Raw genomic sequence first — 20680 nt, forward strand, 5'->3', positions numbered from 1 at the left:
TCAATCGAAGACAGATGACTGAATCGAAGAAGAAGCTCGAAAAATTGTCGGGCGTGAAGGGCATGAACGACATCCTTCCGCAGGATGCCGGGCTATGGGAGTTTTTCGAGTCGACCGTGAAGTCGATGCTTCGTTCGTATGGATACCAGAACATCCGCACGCCGATCGTCGAGCACACGCAGCTGTTCACGCGCGGTATCGGCGAGGTAACCGATATCGTCGAGAAAGAAATGTACAGCTTCACCGATGCGTTGAACGGCGAGAACCTGACGCTGCGTCCGGAAAACACGGCTGCGGTCGTGCGCGCGTCGATCGAGCACAACATGCTTTACGACGGTCCGAAGCGGTTGTGGTACGTTGGCCCGATGTTCCGTCACGAGCGTCCGCAGCGTGGGCGTTATCGCCAGTTCCACCAGGTCGGTGTCGAGGCGCTCGGCTTCGCCGGCCCGGATGCGGACGCGGAAATCATCCTGATGTGCCAGCGATTGTGGGACGATCTCGGCTTGACGGGCATCAAGCTCGAAATCAACTCGCTCGGTCTCGCTGAAGAGCGCGCCGCGCATCGTGTCGAGCTGATCGCGTATCTCGAGGAGCACTTGGACGTGCTTGACGAAGACGCGAAGCGTCGTCTCTACACGAATCCTCTGCGGGTGCTGGATACCAAGAATCCGGTGCTGCAGGAGATTGCGCAGAACGCGCCGAAGCTGATCGATTTTCTCGGCGAAGCTTCGCTCGCGCACTTCGAAGGGCTGCAACGCATCCTGAAGGCGAACAACATTCCTTTCAGGATTAATCCGCGTCTCGTGCGGGGTCTCGATTACTACAATCTGACCGTGTTCGAATGGATCACCGACAAGCTCGGCGCGCAAGGTACTGTCGCCGCGGGCGGTCGTTATGATCCGCTGATCGAACAGCTCGGCGGCAAGCCGACGGCGGCCTGTGGCTGGGCGATGGGCGTCGAGCGCATTCTCGAACTGCTGAAGGAAGACAAGCTGGTTCCTGAGGACGAGGGCTGCGATGTGTACGTTGTGCATCAGGGCGAAGCGTCCCGCGATCAGGCGTTCATCATCGCCGAGCGTCTGCGCGATACAGGCCTCGACGTGATCCTGCATTGCAGCCCGGACGGCCAGGCCGCCAGCTTCAAGTCGCAGATGAAGCGGGCCGATTCGAGCGGCGCAGCGTTCGCGGTGATCCTCGGCGAAGACGAGATCGCGAACGGTACAGTCGGCGTGAAACCGCTGCGCAATGTCGGCTCGGAAGGTGGTAAGAGCGAGCAACAGAACGTGCCGGCCGAAGACTTGACCGAATTTCTAATCAATGCGATGGTTGCATCCGCCGAAGACGGCGACGACTGATCGTGCGGTGCGCTCGACACAAATCGACGCACACAAGGTATTAATGAAGAAGGAATCGCCTGGCGATGAGTTACCACGACGAACAAGAATCGATTGAAAGCTTAAAGGCATGGTGGGCGCAGTGGGGCAATGCAACCACGTGGATCGTACTGGTAGTGCTCGTTGCCGGCGCAGCCTGGAACGGCTGGAACTTCTGGCAACGTCGTCAGGCGGCTGAAGCCGCCGTGCTGTACGACCAGGTTCAGCAGGCGGTGGCTTCCGGCGACAAGGCGAAGACCACCCGTGTCGCGGGCGACATGGAAGACAAGTACAGCGGCACCGCGTACGCGCAGATGACGGCGCTGGCCACCGCGAAGGCGCTCTATGCGGCCGGCGACGAGCCTGCCGCGAAGATCCAGTTGCAGTGGGTCATCGATCACGCGAAGGACGACGAGTTCAAGCAGGTCGCGAAGTTGCGACTTGCATCGCTGATGCTCGATGAAAAGGCCTATGATGCAGGCCTCGCGTTGCTCGCGGAACCGCAGTCGGACGCTTTCAAGGGCGTCGTTGCGGATGGCCGCGGCGATCTGCTTGCGGCACAGGGCAAGCGCGACGATGCACGCGCAGCCTACAAGCTCGCGCTCGATACGCTGCCGAAAAACGATACGTCGATGCGTCAGTTGATCCAGTTCAAGCTGGACGCACTGGGCGGGTGATCCGCGTTTTGCGCAATTGACCGGTTCCATTTGATTAATCCTCGATAAATGCTTCGTCCACCGATGAATCTGCTGAAACGTTACGCTGTGCCCGTTGCCTGTGCGATGACCGTCCTCATGATGGCGGCTTGCTCATCCACGAAAGACGAGCGCCGCGTGCCGACGCCGCTCACCGAGTTCAAACCTGTGCTCGACGTGCAGCAGACGTGGACGGCGAGCGTTGGCAAAGCTGGCCGCTATCTGTTCTCACCCGTCGCAGTCGGTGACGCGGTGTACGCGGCTGGCGCGAACGGCTCGGTCGCCAAGATCGATGGCAAGACGGGCAAGGACCTCTGGCGCACGAAGGTCGACAGCGACCTGTCGGCCGGTGTCGGCAGCGACGGCAATCTGACTGCCGTGGGCGCGCTCAAGGGTGGTGTCTACGTGCTCGGACCCGAAGGCAAGTTGCTGTGGAAAGGCACGGCGCCGGGAGAAATCATTTCGCCGCCGCTCGTTGGCAACGGGCTCGTGATCGTGCGTACGGTCGACGGTCAGATCACAGCGTTCAACGCGCAGACGGGCGAGCAGAAGTGGGTCTACCGCAACCGTCCAATGCCGCTCAACCTGCGAGTATCGTCTGGCATGACTTTCGCAGGCGATGCGGCGGTGCTGGCCGGCTTCCCGGGCGGCTCATTTGCCGCAATCAACCTGCAGACGGGTGACAACTACTGGCAGGCACCGGTGTCGTATCCGAAGGGCGTCACCGAAGTTGAACGGATCAACGACGTCACCGGCGCGCCGACGCTGGTCGGCTCCCAGACGTGTGCTGTGACGTTCCAGGGACAGCTTGGCTGTTTCGACGCGAATTCGGGCCGGGCGGTGTGGGAAAAGAATTTCTCGAGCACGAGCGGTCTTGCTCAGGATGAGAACGTGGTCGTTGCCGGCGATGACTGGTCGATTGTGCAGGCTTTCGATGCGACGAACGGTCATCCGCTGTGGCGCAACGAACAGCTGAAAAGTCGCGACGTAGGTGTGCCTTTCTTGCTGGGGCATGCAGCAGTGGTCGGCGATTTCGAAGGCTATGTGCACTTCCTGTCGCGCGACAACGGGGCATTTGTCGCACGGATGAAGACGGACGGCAGCGCCATTACGGCTGCCCCCGTGCTGGCGGGCGACACGCTCGTCGTGCAGACGCGCGACGGCGACCTGTACGGCTTCCGCCCGCGCTGACGGGCCGCAGGAAGCGTTGTTTCACGCGGTTTCGCGCAGTTTCGTTTAGTCCGATCGATGTGCAGGCCGGCTTCGCCGGCCGCACGTGTTTCTGATGCACGGGAATGCCCCGTGCTCAGGACAGAAGTGGTGAAGAGAGGTACAGGCTGCCGGCCCGGCTGGTCCGGCGGTCGAATCCAGAGTGGTGCGCGGTCAGGAGACGCGACGCACCCAATGGCGTAAGCGCCGTCCGCAACGCTGGATCTACGGACGCTCAGGCCGCGCCAGCCAGCCGACCTTTCGTCTGCCGGGATGCGTGTTACCCCATCGCATTTACCGCATTGCATCCGGGCGTGGCCGATTTCGTGATAATTTTTGTCAAACGCAGCCGACAGGCAGCCATCTGGCGTCGCCGCACGGCCCGTCGAGTGTCTCGACCCTGCGTTTCACCGTGAACAACATCTGATGAAACCCGTAATTGCCCTCGTTGGGCGCCCCAATGTGGGGAAATCCACGCTGTTCAACCGTCTCACGCGTTCGCGTGACGCGCTCGTCGCCGATTTGCCGGGCCTCACGCGCGATCGTCACTATGGCGAAGGGCGCACGGGCGAGCGGCCTTATCTGGTTGTCGATACCGGCGGCTTCGAGCCGGTCGCGAAGGACGGCATCCTGCACGAGATGGCGCGGCAGACCCGCCAGGCGGTCGAAGAATCCGACGTTGTCGTGTTCATCGTCGACGGACGCAACGGGCTCGCCCCGCAGGACAAGTCGATTGCCGATTACCTGCGCAAGACCGGCCGGCCGATCTTCCTCGTCGTCAACAAGGCCGAAGGGATGAAGTACAGCGCGGTCGCCGCCGACTTCTACGAACTCGGTCTGGGCGACCCGCGCGCCATTTCAGCGGCGCACGGCGACGGCGTCACGGAAATGATCAACGAGGCGCTCGGCGTCGCGTATGCCGGTCAGCCGGAAGAAGAGGATGAGGACAAGAACGCGCACGGCGTCAAGATCGCGATCGTTGGTCGCCCGAACGTCGGAAAGTCGACGCTCATCAATACACTGGTCGGCGAAGACCGCGTGATTGCATTCGATATGCCCGGGACGACGCGCGATTCGATCTACGTGGATTTCGAGCGGCAGGGCAAGAACTACACGCTGATCGACACGGCGGGTCTGCGGCGCCGCGGCAAGGTGTTCGAGGCGATAGAAAAATTCTCGGTGGTCAAGACGCTGCAGTCGATTTCGGATGCCAACGTCGTGATCCTGCTGCTGGACGCGCGCCAGGACATTTCGGAGCAGGACGCTCACATTGCCGGCTTCGTCGTCGAGCAGGGGCGTGCGCTCGTGGTCGGGGTGAACAAGTGGGACGGGCTCGACTCGCATGTGCGTGAGCGCACGAAAGCGGATCTGGAGCGCAAGCTAAAATTCCTCGACTTCGCGAAATTCCATTTCATTTCGGCAGCGGAGAAAACGGGGATCGGCCCGCTGATGCGTTCGGTCGATGACGCTTACGCCGCCGCAATGGCAAAGCTTCCGACGCCCAAACTGACCCGCGCACTGATCGACGCTGTTGAATTCCAGCAGCCGCGCCGTCGCGGGCCGGTGCGGCCTAAGCTGCGTTACGCGCACCAGGGAGGACAAAACCCGCCGATTATCGTGATCCATGGCAACGCGCTCGACGCGATCACCGAAACGTATAAGCGCTACCTTGAAAACCGCTTCAGGGAAACTTTCGGGCTGACCGGGACTCCATTGCGCATAGAGTTCAGATCGTCGACGAACCCTTACGCGGATAAAGGCTGAAACCCGTGTGTGTGCTGGGTTTGGCCTGATGGCCAGGCCGCTCGCGCAAAAACGAAAATCGGCTATAGTGTAGCGGTTGACGGTGGATTTCTTTTTCTTCGTCGTCAATTAAGTCAACCTGCAAAAAAATACGGAGTTTGCTATGAGCAACAAAGGGCAATTGTTACAAGACCCGTTTTTGAACGCACTGCGTAAAGAGCACGTGCCGGTCTCGATCTATCTGGTCAACGGCATCAAGCTTCAAGGGAACATCGAATCGTTCGACCAGTACGTCGTGTTGCTCCGGAATACGGTTACCCAGATGGTCTACAAGCACGCAATCTCGACGGTCGTGCCTGCCCGTCCGGTGAATTTCCACCCGGATTCTGAACAGTCCTAACCCCTCGTCGCGGCCGGCGTAGCGTCGCCCGTTGGCGATCACTCCCGGCCGCTTCATTTTGACACCCTCTAATTTGACCAACGCAGCGCTTGTCGGCGTCGACTTCGGTAAGATCGATTTCGAAGCCAGTCTCGAAGAACTCAGTCTGCTCGCGCAAAGCGCGGGCGCGAATCCCGTAGTCACCCTCACCGGACGCCGGTCCAGCCCCGACGCGAAGATGTTCGTCGGTAGCGGCAAGGCCGATGAATTGCGCCTTGCATGTGAGGCGAACGACATCGAAATTGTCATCTTCAATCACGCGCTGGCGCCCGCGCAGCAACGCAATCTGGAGCAGGCGCTTAACAGGCGCGTGATCGACCGCACCAGTCTGATTCTCGATATTTTTGCGCAGCGCGCCCGCAGCCACGAAGGCAAGCTGCAGGTCGAACTCGCGCAACTCCAATACCTCGCTACGCGGCTCATACGCGCGTGGACTCACCTTGAACGGCAGAAGGGCGGTATCGGTCTGCGCGGCCCTGGTGAAACGCAGCTGGAAACCGACCGTCGGTTGATCGGCGAGCGGATCAAGGCGCTCAAGTCGCGGCTCGAGAAGCTGCGTCGCCAGCATGGCACGCAACGTCGCCAGCGTGAGCGCAACCGTACCATGTCGGTATCGCTCGTCGGCTATACGAATGCCGGCAAATCGACGCTCTTCAACGCGCTGACAAAGGCTCAGGCGTACGCCGCCGACCAGTTGTTTGCCACGCTTGACACGACATCGCGCCGTCTCTACCTCGGCGATGAGGTTGGTCAGGTAGTGGTGTCGGATACGGTCGGGTTTATTCGCGAACTGCCTCACCAGCTGGTCGCCGCATTCCGGGCAACGCTCGAGGAAACCATTCACGCTGACCTGCTGCTGCATGTGGTCGACGCGTCGAGCGCCGTGCGGCTCGATCAGATCGACCAGGTGAACGAAGTACTGCACGAGATTGGTGCTGACGCGATCCGGCAGGTGCTGGTCTTCAACAAGATTGACGCCGTGGCTGAACTGGCGGCCCGTGGCGACGCGGTCGAGCGGGATGAGTATGGTAATATTTCGCGCGTCTTTTTGAGCGCGCGCACAGGGCAGGGGCTAGACACGCTGCGCGCTGCCATCGCTGAAATCGCTACTGCCGAATATCTTTCCAACGGTGGGCGTCCATTGCCGGAAGAAGACCGGCTGGTAGCGCCAACCGACGACCGCAAGGTTCCAGAACTCGGGCACTGACCCGTGCCGAGTTGCATTGACCCGCTGTCTACTCTGGTGAACAAACACAGGTGAACGATTACAACAAGCGGAGTACCTGGCTGCGGCTGCGCGCCACGCTTTCGATGAACGATCCGCGCTGGGGCCGGGGAGACGGCAATGGCGACCGGCAGCGTCCGAACGAGCCGAACCGTCCGCAGAATGGAAAGGACGGTGAGGGTCCACCTGATCTCGACGAAATGTGGCGTGAATTCAACCAGCGGCTGAGCCGCGTGTTCGGGCGCAAGAGCGGTGGCTCGGGCGGCAGTGACCGTCGTCCGGACAACGGCCGCGGCGCGCGTATCGGTGTCGGTATTGTGATTGGCGTGCTGATCGCAATCTGGCTGGGCAGCGGTGTGTTTGTCGTCCAGGAAGGCCAGGCCGCAGTCGTCTCACAGTTCGGCAGGTATCGCGATACCTCGGGTCAGGGTGTGCACTGGCGCTTGCCCTATCCGTTTGAATCCCACGAGATGGTCAACATCGGGCAGGTGCGGTCGGTGGAAATCGGCCGCAACAATGTCGTGCGCATGGCCAACGTGAAGGATGCATCGATGCTCACGCACGATGGCGATATCGTTGATGTGCGTTTCGCCGTGCAGTACCAGGTGCGAAAGCCCACCGACTATCTGTTCCGCAGCGTCGATCCCGACCTCGCGGTCACGCAGGCCGCGCAGGCGGCGGTGCGCGAGATCGTGGGCGCTCGTAGTATGGACGACATCCTCTATCAGGATCGCGAAGTAATCCGTCAGCAGCTCAACGACTCCATCCAGCATTCGCTTGATGAATTCCATACGGGTCTCGCCGTGACCGGTGTGACGATCCAGGGCGTGACACCGCCGGAGCAGGTTCAGTCGGCATTCGATGACGCCGCGAAGGCGCGTCAGGATCGCGAGCGCGCGAAGCGCGACGCGCAGGCCTATGTCAACGAGCTGTTGCCGCGTGCGCAGGCCAATGCGGCGCGCTTGATCGACGACGCGAAGGCGTACAGCGACCGTGTCATTGCCCAGGCGCAGGGCGACGCGGAACGGTTCAAACAGGTCTACGAGCAATACTCGAAGGCGCCCGCGGTGATCCGTACACGCATGTATCTGGACGCAATGCAGCATATCTACTCGAACACGACGAAGCTCTTTGTAGACAGCAAGTCCGGCAATAATACGCTGAGCCTGTCTCTCGACAAGCTGATCGACCAGACTCGCCAGCGCGGGACGGAGGCAGCCGCAGCCGGTGCGCCAGCCGGTTCGGCAGCAGCGCCGCAATCCGCGAGCGGCGCGGCCGCGGTTGCGCCCGCGTCAGGCGCCCCGGTGGCGAGCGCGGCCAGCGAAGCCGCTGCGGCAAGCGATACGTTCCGCTCGCGCGATACATTCCGTAGTCGCGGCCGCGACGAAGAGCTGCAATAAGGAGCGCGAACATGAATCGAATCGTTGCGCTCGTTGTTGCAATTGTGGTCGTGCTGTTTGCGGCCTCGTCGATGCTTTATGTCGTCGATCAGCGACATATGGCTGTGGTCTCCGCTCATGGTGACACCGCGCCCGTTCTGGTGGGTCCCGGGCTGCATTTCAAGCTGCCACCTCCATTGCAGACGGCCACGCTCGTCGACACCCGGATCCAGTCGTTCGACGCGCCGGATGCCGATCGCTACGTGACGTCGGACAAGATCGACGTGCTGGTGAATCCGGTCATCCGCTATCGCGTCGCCGATCCGCTGAAGCTGTTCGCTGAGACGAAGGGCGATACCCAGGGCCTGCCTGACCGGCTGGCCTCGCTGTCGCGTAGCGCGCTCGGCGACGCCTTTGCGAAGTTCGCACTTCCCGACGCGCTCGCGAAGCAGCAGGACATCGCAGCAGCGGCGCGTATGGACATGCAGAAAAACACGGCTGCGCTCGGCGTCGATGTGGTCGCCATCCAGCTGACGCGGGTCGACTTTCCCGCGGCGATGGCCGAATCGGTCTTCAAGCGGATGATCGCGGCACGTGAGCAGGTGGCGAGTCAGGAGCGGGCGCAGGGTGCGGCCGAAGCCGATCAGATCAAGGCGGACGCCGCCCGGCAGCAGGAGGGTCTCATCGCGGACGCCTACCGGGAAGCGCAGACGATCAAGGGGGAGGGCGATGGCAAGGCCGCGTCGATTGCAGCCGAGGCGTTCGGCCGCGATCCGCAGTTTTATGAGTTCTATCAGAGCATGCAGGCCTACCGGAACAGCTTCAAGGCGAACGACGTGATCGTGGTCGATTCCAGCAGCGAGTTCTTCCGCTTCATGCGTAGTCCGACTGGCGGCAATCCGCCGGACGCCGCCGCGACCCCGCGCAAACGCTGATTACCTGAGCGCTGCACGCCTGCTGGCGTCGTGGCGCCGTCATTCGAATGGATATAGCTGGTTCGTTACTGCTCGCGATCGCACTGATGCTGATCATCGAGGGGATGTTCCCCTTCGTTTTTCCGAGCGCCTGGCGCGACACGTTTCGTAGAATAGCGGAGCGGCCGCCGCACCACATCCGGATCGGCGGTCTGATCGTGATGGTGCTCGGCCTCATTCTGCTGCTGATTGCAACCTGATTGCAGCCTGATAGCGAGCTGATTCGACCTGAGGGCGACCCGGGCAGGCTACGGCTTACTGGCCGCCATCGGCGCCATGCTGCGCAATGCGTTCCTGCGAGGGCACGTGTTTTATCCGCGATTCACCGTCATTTTTCGGCGCGCCCAGGCGCCGTGTTCAACGTCGTAGGACTGTATCGATGTCGACCTGGTTACTTCCCGAGAATATTGCCGATGTGCTGCCGTCGGAGGCCCGCAAGATTGAAGAGTTGCGCCGCCGGCTGCTGGACCGCTTTCGTGCGTACGGCTACGAAATGGTCATGCCGCCCCTTCTCGAATATCTCGAGTCGCTACTGACGAGCGGTGGCAGCGATCTGAACCTGCGTACGTTCAAGCTCGTAGACCAGTTGTCGGGCCGTACGCTCGGGCTGCGGGCCGACATCACGCCGCAGGTCGCGCGGATCGACGCGCATCTGCTGAACCGTCAGGGCGTGACGCGCCTTTGTTACGCAGGCAACGTGCTGCATACGCGCCCACGCGGCTTGCACGCAACCCGCGAACAGGTCCAGATCGGGGCGGAAATCTATGGTCACGCCGGTCTCGAGGCGGATCTTGAAATCCAGCAGCTTATGCTCGACGCGCTGCGTCTGTCCGGGCTCGCGAAGGTGCGGCTCGACCTCTGTCACGCGGGCGTGCTGGCGGCGCTGACCGGCAAGGATCCGGCTGCGGCTTCGCTTGGCGAAACACTGTACGAGGCGCTCGCAGGCAAGGATGTGCCGCGCCTCGCGGAACTGACGGCGGATCTCGCGCCCGTCACGCGCGACGCCTTGCGGGTCCTGCCGACGCTGTACGGCGACGCGACAGTGCTCGCCGATGCGCGTGCGCGCTTGCCGGACATGCCCGAAATCGCCCGCGCACTTGACGATCTCGCGTTTCTCGCGGCACAGGTCGACGGCGCGGAAGTCATGATCGATCTGGCCGACCTGCGCGGCTATGCCTATCACAGCGGCGTGATGTTCTCGGCCTACGTTGACGGTGTGCCGAATGCGGTGGCGCGCGGCGGCCGTTACGACCACGTTGGCCAGGCCTACGGGCGGGCGCGTGCCGCGACCGGATTTTCGCTCGATCTGCGCGAAGTCGCGCGTATTTCGCCGGTCGAAGCACGCAGCAGCGCCATTCTGGCGCCCTGGCAGCATGACGACGCGCTCCGTGCGAGCGTTGCCGCATTGCGCGATGCTGGCGAAGTCGTGATTCAGGCGTTGCCGGGCCACGACCACGATCTCGATGAATTCGCGTGCGACCGCGTACTGGTCGAGCGCAACGGTGCCTGGGTCGTCGAAGCCCGTTCCTGAGTGCCGCAAAGCCGGGCGCGGCAATCCGGACACACTCGTCGCGCCCATGTTGAAATACCCAGAATAACGTCCATACCGTTGAGCGGAAACGGAAAAAATCCGGAACCTTCCGCGATTATCGGTAGAATACGTTTTTAACCAGCTTACGAAACAACATGTCTGCCAGCGCAGTGAATGTGAACCCCGGGCGTAACGTCGTCGTCGTGGGGACCCAGTGGGGTGATGAGGGCAAGGGCAAGATCGTCGACTGGCTGACGGACCACGCTCAAGGCGTCGTTCGCTTCCAGGGTGGTCACAATGCCGGTCATACGCTCATCATCGGCGGCAAGAAAACCATCTTGCGTCTGATTCCGTCGGGCATCATGCATCCCGGCGTCGCGTGCTACATCGGTAATGGCGTCGTGTTGTCGCCGGAAGCGCTGTTCAAGGAAATCGGCGAACTCGAAGCCGCTGGCGTCGACGTTCAGAAGCGCCTCTTCATTTCCGAAGCCACCACCCTGATTCTTCCGTACCACATTGCGATCGACCAGGCGCGCGAAGCACGTCGCGGCGCTAGCAAGATCGGCACGACTGGTCGCGGTATCGGCCCGGCGTATGAAGACAAGGTGGCGCGCCGTGGTCTGCGCGTGCAGGACCTGTTCGAGCCGGCAGCGTTCGCGGAGCGTCTGCGGGAAAATCTCGACTTTCACAATTTTGTGCTGACCGGCTATCTCGGCGCTGCAGCCGTCGATTTCCAGCAGACACTCGACATGATGTTGAGTTACGCGGACCGTCTGAAGCCGATGGTCACGGACGTCTCGCGTCGTCTCTACGACGAGAACCACGCCGGTCACAACCTGCTGTTCGAAGGTGCGCAGGGCACGCTGCTCGACATCGATCACGGCACCTATCCGTTCGTGACCTCCAGCAATTGCGTGGCCGGTGCGGCCACGGCGGGGGCGGGTGTCGGTCCGCAAAAGTTGAACTACATTCTCGGCATCACGAAGGCGTACTGCACGCGTGTCGGTTCGGGTCCGTTCCCGAGCGAACTGTACGACGCGGACAACGCGAGCCGCCAGGAACAGATCGGTCTGACGCTGGCTACCGTTGGCAAGGAATTCGGCTCGGTCACGGGCCGTCCGCGTCGCACGGGCTGGCTCGACGCGGCCGCGCTACGTCGCTCGATCCAGATCAACGGTGTGTCGGGTCTGTGCATGACGAAGCTCGACGTGCTTGACGGTGTCGATGAAGTAAAGCTGTGCGTGGGCTACAGGATAGATGGCAAGGAAGCTGACATCCTGCCGCGCGGTGCGTCGGAAGTGGCGCGCTGCGAACCGGTTTACGAGACGTTCGGCGGCTGGAAGGAAAGCACCGTAGGCATCAAGGAATGGGACAAGCTGCCTGCCAACGCGCGCGCCTACCTGACGCGCGTGCAGGAAGTGGCCGGCGTGCCGATCGACATGGTGTCGACGGGTCCGGACCGCGACGAAACCATTCTCCTTCGTCATCCGTTCAAGGTTTAAGTCATGACGCAGGGTGTGCCCATGATTGCGATGAAAGATCCGCGCAACGACGACAAGAATCTTTGGGTCGGCTGGGATGAGTACCATCGTCTCATCGAGCTTCTGGCACTCGCTGTGCACGAATCTGGCTGGAAGTTCGACAAGATCCTGTGTCTTGCACGCGGCGGTCTGCGCGTCGGTGACCAGCTGTCGCGTATTTACGACCTGCCGCTGGCGATTCTCGCGACGAGTTCGTATCGCGAAGCCGCGGGCACGGAGCAGGGCGAGCTCGACATCGCGCAGTACATCACGATGACGCGCGGCGAGCTGTCGGGCAACGTGCTGCTGGTCGACGATCTCGTCGATTCGGGTGTGACGCTGGCGCGTGTCCAGCAGCATCTGAAGGAGCGCTATCCGGCCATTACGGCGGTGCGTTCCGCGGTGCTCTGGTACAAGGGCTGTTCAAAGGTGACGCCCGACTATCACGTGCAGTATCTGCCGACAAATCCGTGGATTCACCAGCCTTTCGAGGAATGGGATACGGTTCGTCCGCACAATCTCGGTGCCTGGATCAAGCGCGGAACCGCGCAGGATTCCACGCCGAAAGCGTGATGAATGCAATCGCGTCCAGCTGAATGTTTGATGGATTGAAAACGGAGCCTTGACAGGCTCCGTTTTTTCATGGGCAGGCGTGAAACGTCCCGATACGGGCAGACTTGCCCCGGGTGCGATGCTACACTGCGCGGACTGTCCTCGTGGTGTATCCACAACACGCCAGACGGTCGGTCTCGACTGCCAGTTTAGAATAGCGCTCGTTTTTCCGATCAGGAACGGATTCTTCGCGTTTATGACAGATACCAACCACGGGCACCGGCAGCCTTTGCCCTCGCTCGCAATTGCGGCAATCGGTGTCGTCTTCGGCGACATTGGCACCAGCCCGCTGTATTCGCTCAAGGAAGCGTTCTCCCCGTCGCATGGGATCCCGCTCAATGACGCGTCGATTCTCGGTGTCATCTCCCTGATGTTCTGGGCGATCATCATCGTGGTCTCGATCAAGTACGTGCTCTTCGTGATGCGCGCCGACAACAACGGCGAAGGCGGCGTACTCGCGTTGATGGCGCTGTCGCTACGATCATTCGATCCGCGCAGCAAGGCGGCGGGTCTCCTGATGATGCTCGGTATCTTCGGCGCCTGTATGTTCTACGGCGATGCCGTGATCACACCGGCGATTTCCGTGATCTCGGCGGTCGAAGGGCTCGAGGTTGCTGCGCCCAAGCTGTCGCATCTGGTGTTGCCGCTTACGATGGTCGTCCTCGTGCTGCTGTTCTGGATCCAGCGGCACGGCACCGCCACGGTGGGGCGGCTGTTCGGGCCGATCATGGTGCTGTGGTTCGTGACGCTTGCCGTGCTCGGCGTGACGCATATTGCGCAGTCGCCCGGGGTGATTGCTGCATTGAATCCCGCTTACGCATTCAGATTCATGTCGGCGCATGTCCTGCAGGCCTACGTGGTGCTGGGCTCCGTCGTGCTCGTGCTGACCGGCGCCGAAGCCTTGTACGCCGATATGGGCCACTTCGGCGCAAAGCCGATTCGCATGGCCTGGTATGCGCTCGTGATGCCGTCGCTGGTGCTGAACTATTTTGGCCAGGGCGCGCTTCTGATGCACGACCCGAAAACGATCGAAAATCCGTTCTTCCTGCTCGCACCGGATTGGGCGTTGCTACCACTCGTCATTCTGTCGACGGTGGCGACGGTGATCGCGTCGCAGGCGGTGATCTCCGGCGCGTATTCGCTGACGAGCCAGGCCATCCAGCTTGGCTACGTGCCGCGGATGAAGATCCTCCACACGTCGGAGTTGGCGATCGGCCAGATCTATGTGCCGGTCGTGAACTGGATGCTGCTTTTCATCATCCTGTGCATCGTGCTTGCCTTCAAGAGTTCGGACAACCTCGCGGCCGCGTACGGTATCGCGGTCACAGCGACGATGGTCATCACCACCGTGCTTGCCTGCGTCGTGATGGTGAAGGTGTGGAACTGGAACAAGATTCTGGTTGCACTGATCATCGCGGCCTTCATGACGGTCGATCTCGGGTTTTTCGGCGCAAATCTGCTGAAGGTCGAGGAGGGCGGCTGGCTGCCACTCGGCATCGGTGCGCTGCTGTTCTTCCTGCTGATGACCTGGTTCAAGGGCCGCATGATCGTGAAGGAGCGCACGGCCGCCGACGGTATCCCGCTGATGCCGTTCCTGCAGGGCCTGCTCGCACACCCGCCGCACCGCGTGTCAGGCACCGCGATCTATCTGACCGGCAGCGATTCGCTGGTGCCGGTGAGTCTGCTGCACAATCTGAAGCACAACAAGGTGCTGCACGAGCGCACGATTTTCCTGACCTTCATCACGCGTGACATTCCATACGTAAAAGACGAGGAGCGCGTGACGGTGAAAGATTTCGGCGGTGGGCTGTATCTCGTGAGTGCCGCATACGGTTTCAATGAGACGCCTGATGTGAAGGCCGTGCTGCTCGACGTTGGCCGTACGCACGACATGACGTTCGAAATGATGGACACGTCGTTCTTCCTCGCCCGCGAAACGGTCGTGCCCACGCAATTGCCGGGCATGTCGGTGTGGCGTGAGCGCGTGTTCGCCTGGATGCATCAGAACGCCGCGAAGCCGACCGATTTCTTTAGTATTCCGGCCAATCGTGTCGTCGAACTCGGGACCAAAATCGAGATCTGAGCGTTCTGCATGTCATCGCACGGTTTGCGCCTGGCTCAAAGCTGGCGCACAACAAAAAGCCCACGCAGTGTGAACTGCGTGGGTTTTTTTGTTTGCAGAAGCGTCGCCGCGTTGCCTAGCCCGAGCTTTGACTTCTCAAATAGCCGGAATCCGCATCAGTGCAGGGTTTCGGCTATTTTCTGGGACTATCATGTAGCCATGTAAGTTAGTATTTTTATATTGACTTTCGGTGATTATTTGCTTTAATCAGTGTTCATGTATATCGAACACGTCCCCAACCGCAACTCACCGCCCGCCATCCTGTTGCGCGAGTCCTTCCGCGACGGCAACAAGGTGAAGAAGCGCACCCTGGCCAACCTCTCATCGCTGCCCGCCGAGGTCATCGAAGGACTGAAGGTGCTGCTGCGCGGTGGCGTCGCAGTGCCCTCGGCTGAAGAGGCCTTCGTGATCGAGCGCAGCCTGCCGCACGGACATGTGGCCGCGGTGCTGGGCGCGGCGCGTGCCTGCGGCGCCGAGCAGTGGTTTGCGGCTGCACCGGCCGCGCTGCGCGCGATGCTCATGGCGCTGCTGGTGGCGCGGGTGGTGTCTCCCGCTTCGAAGCTGGCCACCCATCGCATGTTGCGCGACGAGACCGCGACCCACTCGCTGTCGCGGCTGCTGAAGCTGGGCGAGGTTGACCTCGGACAGGTCTATACCGCGCTCGACTGGCTGGGCGAGGCCCAGGAAGACATCGAGAAGCGGCTGGCGCGCAAGCATCTGGCCGGCAGCATGCTGGTGCTCTATGACCTCACGTCCACGTGGGTGACCGGAGACTGCTGCGAGCTTGCCGCGCGCGGCTACAGCCGCGATGGCAAGCGCGACGATCCGCAGATCGTGTTCGGGCTGGTTTGCACTCCTGAAGGCTGTCCGGTGGCCGTCGAGGTGTTTGCCGGCAACACCGCCGATCCGGCTACCGTGGCCTCGCAGGTGGAGAAACTGCGGGACCGCTATGGCATCGGCAAGATCGCCTGGGTGGGCGACCGGGGCATGCTCACGCAGGCGCGCATCGACACGGTATTGCGCCCGGCGGGGCTGGACTGGGTGAGCAGCCTGCGCGCGCCGCAGGTGAGCGCGCTTGCCCAGGAGAAGGGGCCTTTCCAGCCCTCGCTGTTTGACGAGCGCAACCTGCTGGAGCTGACCAGTGAGGCGTTCCCCGGTGAGCGGCTCATCGTGTGCCGCAATCCGCTGCTGGCCGAGCAGCGGACCCGCAAACGCGAGGACTTGCTGCAGGCCACTGAAGCCGAGCTGACGAAGATCGCCGAGGCGACCACGCGTGCCCGCAACCGCCTCAAGGGCGCCGATGCCATTGCCCTGCGCGTGGGCCGCGTCATCGACCACTACAAGATGGCCAAGCACTTCGAGCTGAGCTTCACCGACGAGGGCTTCACCTGGACGCGCAAGGCCGGTCAGATCCGGCAGGAAGCGGCGCTCGACGGCCTGTATGTGGTGCGCACCAGCGTGCCCGAACAGGACCTGCCGGCCGAAGCGGCTGTCTCGGCGTACAAGGGCCTGGCGGTCGTGGAGCGTGCCTTCCGGTCGCTCAAGACAGTCGATCTGAACGTGCGCCCCATATTCCACTGGAACGCCGAGCGTGTACGGGCGCACGTCTTCCTGTGCATGCTCGCCTACTACGTCGAATGGCACATGCGCGAGACCTTGAAGCCGATGCTGTTTGACGATGAATACATCGAGCTCGCACGCGCAACCCGGCCCTCGCCCGTGGCCAAGGCACGACGTTCGGACCAGGCAAAAGCAAAGGATGCCACGCGGCTTGGCGAGGACGGCTTGCCCGTCCATAGCTTCCGCACGCTGCTCGATGATCTGGCCACGCTCGCCTACAACGTCTGCCACACATCTCTGAACCCGGACGCAAAGATCGTGATGATCACGCGGCCCACACCCGTTCAGGAAAAGGCCTTCCGCCTGCTGAACATCAGCCCTGTCTGTACCCAGTAACCGACTCCCCCCGACACGCGTAACCGCGGCAATTCAAGGACCTGCGCGCGCCGCATGCTCAAAGTTCGGCCTAGCGCTGCTTAAGCTTGGCGAACGCAGCGGCCATCGCGCCGGCCGGTTCTGCGTCGCGTGAGCGCTGTTGCGGGCGGCCACCGCCGCCGCCTGGGCGGCTCGTGCCGCGATCCTGCTGCCCACCGCCTCGTGGTGCCGGGCTGGCGGTGAAGTCGTCGTCGAGGCGCATCGTCAGCGAAATGCGCTGGCGTTTCACGTCGACTTCCTGCACCTTGACCTTGACCACCTGACCGGCCTTGACGACTTCGTGAGGGTCCTTGATGAACTTCGTCGACATCGCCGACACGTGCACGAGGCCGTCCTGATGCACGCCGATGTCGACGAACGCGCCGAACGCCGCGACGTTCGTCACGACGCCTTCGAGCACCATACCGGGCGACAGGTCGGAAACCTTCTCGACGCCTTCACGGAACGTCGCCGTCTTGAACTCGGGGCGGGGATCGCGACCCGGCTTTTCAAGCTCGGCGAGAATGTCGCGCACGGTCGGCAAGCCGAAGCGTTCGTCGACGAATTCCGCCGGCGACAATCGTGCCAGCGCTTCACGATTGCCGAGCACTTCGCCGACGTGCCTTCTGATCTTCGCCAGCATGCGTTCGACGACCGGATACGCTTCCGGGTGCACCGAAGATCGGTCGAGCGGATTCTCGCCGCCGTTGATGCGCAGGAACCCGGCCGCCTGTTCGAACGTCTTGTCGCCAAGACGGGGTACCTTGCGCAGATGCTCACGCGACGGGAACGGACCGTTCGCATCGCGATAGTCGACGATGTTGCGCGCCAGTGTCGCGTTCAGGCCGGACACGCGGGCGAGCAGCGCGACGGACGCCGTATTCGCATCGACGCCAACCGCGTTCACGCAATCCTCGACGACCGCGTCGAGCGAGCGCGCCAGTTCACGCTGGTTCACGTCATGCTGATACTGCCCAACGCCGATCGCCTTCGGCTCGATCTTCACCAGTTCCGCAAGCGGATCCTGCAGACGCCGCGCAATCGATACCGCACCGCGCAGCGACACGTCCAGTTCCGGGAATTCCTTCGCAGCGAGTTCGGACGCCGAATACACCGACGCGCCCGCTTCCGACACGACGATCTTCTGCAGCTTGAACTCGGGGTGGCGCGCGATCAGTTCGCTGGCAAGCTTGTCCGTCTCGCGCGACGCGGTACCATTGCCGATGCTGATCAGTTCCGCCTGCGTCTGCGCTGCGATACGCGCGAGCTTCGCGAGCGAGCCGTCCCAGTCCCGGCGCGGCTCGTGCGGATAGATCGTATCGGTGGCGAGCAGCTTGCCGGTGCGATCGACCACGGCAACCTTCACGCCGGTGCGCAGGCCCGGGTCGAGGCCGATCACGGCCTTCGGACCGGCAGGCGCGGCCAGCAGCAGATCCTTCAGATTGCGTGCGAAAACGCGGATCGCTTCATGCTCGGCTTCGTCGCGCAGATTCGTCAGCAGTTCGTTTTCGATGTGCGGCTGAAGCTTCACGCGCCAGCACCAGCGGCACACGTCGGAGAGCCATTTGTCGGCCGGGCGGTTCTGGTTCGCGATGCCGAAATGACGTGCGATCATGGCTTCGCCCGGATGCGGCACCAGGGCGTCGAACTCCTCGCCGAGCCCCAGCCTGATCATCAGCACGCCGGCATTGCGGCCGCGGAAGAGGGCGAGCGCGCGATGCGACGGCACCGTCCGGATGGTTTCCGAGTAATCGTAGTAGTCGCGGAATTTTTCCTCTTCCGCGCCTTCCTTGCCCTCGATCACCTTCGACGACACCACGCCCTGGTTGAACAGGTAGTCGCGCAGCTTGCCGAGGATTTCGGCGGTTTCGCCGAATTGCTCCGAGAGGATGTCGCGTGCGCCGTCGAGCGCCGCCTTCACATCGGCGACACCTTTTTCGGCGTCGACGTAAGCGGCGGCTTCGGTCTGCGGGTCGAGCGCCGGATCGGCGAGCAGAGCCTGCGCGAGCGGCTCGAGGCCAGCTTCGCGGGCGATCTGGGCGCGCGTGCGACGCTTCGGTTTGTACGGGAGATACAGGTCTTCGAGCACCTGCTTGCTGTCGGCACCTTCGATTGCGGTGCGCAGTTCGTCGGTTAGCTTGCCCTGTTCGTCGATGCTGGCCACGATCGTCGCGCGCCGGTCTTCCAGTTCGCGCAGATACAGGAGACGTTCCTCGAGCGTACGCAACTGCGTGTCGTCGAGGTTGCCAGTCACTTCCTTCCGGTACCGGGCGATAAACGGAACAGTCGATCCTTCATCGAGAAGTTGTACCGCGGCCGCGACCTGGCGCGGCTGGACAGTCAGTTCGGCGGCGATGCGCTGTACGATCTTGAGTGCTACGGTTTCCGTCATAAGGTGGTCGTATTCCTGCAGGTTTCAATCAGGGCCACTTGAAGCGGCACGCGAGACGCGCCTCTCGGCAACCGGTTGCTGAAGCGGGGCATTTTGCCATAAATGCCCGAGCGCTCAGGCGCAGGGTGATAGAATTTCGGTCATGTTCCGTTGCCCATCTACGACGTTGCCGATCTCCCGCTTTCCGTTTGCCGCGCCTTCCCGTCGACCGGCTGGCCGGCGCATTCGTCCTCTTTCTGCGTGTTTCACCGCATGTATTGCTGCGGCGGCGTTTGCGGCCTTTTCGGCTTGTTCCCCAGCATACGCGCAGGATACTGCCGCTAGCGCGGCCCAGAAGCCGGCACAGGTGACATCGGGCGCTTCGGCTACCCGTACCGATGCAACTGCCGGCGCCTCCGGAAACCAGGATTCATCCTCGACCCCGGACTCGTCGGCGGACCATGCCGGCGACGATTTCGACGCACGCCAAAAGGCGCTCAATGCTCGTAGCGACGAGAACAATTACCGCTTTGCTGTCGCCCAGCATGAGTGCTATAGCCGCTTCTTCGTGAATCACTGCCTCAACAGGGCTCGCGACGCCATGCGCGAAGTTGCGGCGGACATCCGCAAACAGCAGCTTGCGCTCGACGACGAGCAACGCGTGCAGCGTGCCCAGCAGCGCGACCAGCAGGCCGCCATCCGGCGCGCACAGAATGAGGTCGAGGCGCCGCAGCGCGCGGCCGATGAAGCGCGTAACGCCCAGGCGTTCGAGGACAAGCAGCGTCAGCATGCGCTGGACGAAGCACAGCGCAATGCGGAGGCCCCGCAGCGCGCCGCGAACGAACAGGCGTTCCAGGAGAAGCAGCGCCAGCATGCGATCGACCAGGCGCAGCGCGGCATCAGCGCGCCGCAGGCGGCTGCGAACCAGCGGGCTTACGATCAGAAGCAGTCAGATTACCAGCGTAAGCTCGAAGAGGCCCGACAGCAGGGTGCGCAAAAGGCGCAGCAGCGCGTCGAAAACGAGCAGCGCTATCAGCAGAAGCAAACGGAAGCCGCGCAGCACAAGGCGGATGTCGAGGCGCGCCAGCAGCAGGCCGCTGAGAAGGCCCGGCAAAAGCAGCAGGAACAGCAGGAGCAGTTGAAGCAACAGCAGATGCAGCAGCAGGGTCAGTAACGCGTTTTAAGCCGGACACCAACCTCAGGCGCAGCGGCTGAACGAAGCGGCCCTCGCCACTTCGGGAGAGGAGGCGAGCATGCGCGATCACTATCACGTCATCAACGCGGACACACTTCGCGACCGCATTCTGCAGCTGGAATCGGAGCACAGTGGGCTTGATCGCCTGATCGACAGGATTTCGGAGGAACCCGGAATCGATGACCTCGAGATACAGCGCCTGAAAAAGCGCAAGCTCAAGGTCAAGGACACCATAATCTTGCTGCAGTTGCAGCTCGAACCGGATACGCGCGCCTGAGGTCGCGACCTGGCAGGTGCCGGGGTCGGCCGTTGCGCACC

At 62.2% G+C, this 20680-nt stretch carries 17 protein-coding genes; 16 read left to right on the plus strand and 1 reads right to left on the minus strand.

The genetic code is table 11. The features are described 5' to 3' along the window. Positions 1-14 precede the first annotated feature (14 nt). From hisS to B0G77_RS14725, 14 genes are all read left to right on the plus strand, one after another. Positions 15-1355 (plus strand): histidine--tRNA ligase, encoded by a 1341-nt coding sequence (hisS, locus tag B0G77_RS14660; RefSeq protein ID WP_133662776.1) that lies wholly within the window; start codon positions 15-17, stop codon positions 1353-1355. A gap of 65 nt (positions 1356-1420) precedes the next feature. Continuing rightward, the gene (locus tag B0G77_RS14665) at positions 1421-2050 is read left to right on the plus strand and encodes a tetratricopeptide repeat protein (RefSeq protein ID WP_133662777.1); all 630 of its coding nucleotides are present in this window, start codon (positions 1421-1423) and stop codon (positions 2048-2050) included. A gap of 63 nt (positions 2051-2113) precedes the next feature. Beyond that, on the plus strand, positions 2114-3259 hold the full coding sequence (gene bamB, locus B0G77_RS14670; RefSeq protein WP_133662778.1) for an outer membrane protein assembly factor BamB: 1146 nt from the start codon (positions 2114-2116) through the stop codon (positions 3257-3259). A gap of 444 nt (positions 3260-3703) precedes the next feature. Further along, the gene (gene der / locus B0G77_RS14675) at positions 3704-5041 is read left to right on the plus strand and encodes a ribosome biogenesis GTPase Der (RefSeq protein ID WP_133662779.1); all 1338 of its coding nucleotides are present in this window, start codon (positions 3704-3706) and stop codon (positions 5039-5041) included. A gap of 142 nt (positions 5042-5183) precedes the next feature. After that, a complete protein-coding gene (gene hfq / locus B0G77_RS14680) occupies positions 5184-5420 on the plus strand; it encodes an RNA chaperone Hfq (protein ID WP_006051315.1) in 237 nt (78 codons plus the stop codon). Between the two features lie 58 nt (positions 5421-5478). After that, entirely contained in the window at positions 5479-6666 is a 1188-nt protein-coding gene (hflX, locus tag B0G77_RS14685) for a GTPase HflX (RefSeq protein ID WP_243751128.1), read from the plus strand. A 50-nt stretch (positions 6667-6716) separates the two neighbouring features. Beyond that, positions 6717-8084, plus strand: coding sequence for an FtsH protease activity modulator HflK (gene hflK, locus B0G77_RS14690; RefSeq protein ID WP_133662781.1), 1368 nt, complete (start codon positions 6717-6719; stop codon positions 8082-8084). Between the two features lie 11 nt (positions 8085-8095). Further along, positions 8096-8998 carry a protease modulator HflC gene (locus B0G77_RS14695; protein WP_133662782.1) on the plus strand — a complete coding sequence of 301 codons (903 nt, stop codon included), beginning with the start codon at positions 8096-8098 and terminating at the stop codon, positions 8996-8998. Positions 8999-9045: 47 nt separating this feature from the next. Beyond that, on the plus strand, positions 9046-9237 hold the full coding sequence (locus B0G77_RS14700) for a DUF2065 domain-containing protein (protein WP_133662783.1): 192 nt from the start codon (positions 9046-9048) through the stop codon (positions 9235-9237). A gap of 179 nt (positions 9238-9416) precedes the next feature. Then, positions 9417-10568, plus strand: coding sequence for an ATP phosphoribosyltransferase regulatory subunit (locus tag B0G77_RS14705; protein ID WP_133662784.1), 1152 nt, complete (start codon positions 9417-9419; stop codon positions 10566-10568). Positions 10569-10723: 155 nt separating this feature from the next. Next, positions 10724-12070 carry an adenylosuccinate synthase gene (locus tag B0G77_RS14710; RefSeq protein ID WP_133662785.1) on the plus strand — a complete coding sequence of 449 codons (1347 nt, stop codon included), beginning with the start codon at positions 10724-10726 and terminating at the stop codon, positions 12068-12070. 3 nt (positions 12071-12073) lie between these two features. Next, entirely contained in the window at positions 12074-12661 is a 588-nt protein-coding gene (locus tag B0G77_RS14715) for a phosphoribosyltransferase (protein ID WP_133662786.1), read from the plus strand. Positions 12662-12896: 235 nt separating this feature from the next. Then, on the plus strand, positions 12897-14783 hold the full coding sequence (locus B0G77_RS14720) for a potassium transporter Kup (protein WP_133662787.1): 1887 nt from the start codon (positions 12897-12899) through the stop codon (positions 14781-14783). Between the two features lie 255 nt (positions 14784-15038). Further along, entirely contained in the window at positions 15039-16778 is a 1740-nt protein-coding gene (locus B0G77_RS14725; RefSeq protein WP_133660463.1) for an IS1634 family transposase, read from the plus strand. A gap of 70 nt (positions 16779-16848) precedes the next feature. On the opposite strand, the gene B0G77_RS14730 is transcribed toward B0G77_RS14725, so the two are convergent. Continuing rightward, complete coding sequence (locus tag B0G77_RS14730; protein WP_133662788.1) at positions 16849-19188, minus strand: Tex family protein; 2340 nt, start codon at positions 19186-19188, stop codon at positions 16849-16851. Positions 19189-19330: 142 nt separating this feature from the next. On the opposite strand from B0G77_RS14730, the gene B0G77_RS14735 reads away from it, so the two are divergent. Both B0G77_RS14735 and B0G77_RS14740 read left to right on the plus strand, forming a co-directional pair. Then, the gene (locus B0G77_RS14735; protein WP_243750998.1) at positions 19331-20341 is read left to right on the plus strand and encodes a colicin transporter; all 1011 of its coding nucleotides are present in this window, start codon (positions 19331-19333) and stop codon (positions 20339-20341) included. Between the two features lie 79 nt (positions 20342-20420). Continuing rightward, complete coding sequence (locus tag B0G77_RS14740) at positions 20421-20639, plus strand: DUF465 domain-containing protein (protein WP_133662789.1); 219 nt, start codon at positions 20421-20423, stop codon at positions 20637-20639. Positions 20640-20680 lie beyond the last annotated feature (41 nt).

The sequence above is a fragment of the Paraburkholderia sp. BL10I2N1 genome (assembly GCF_004361815.1).
Classification (GTDB): Bacteria; Pseudomonadota; Gammaproteobacteria; order Burkholderiales; family Burkholderiaceae; genus Paraburkholderia.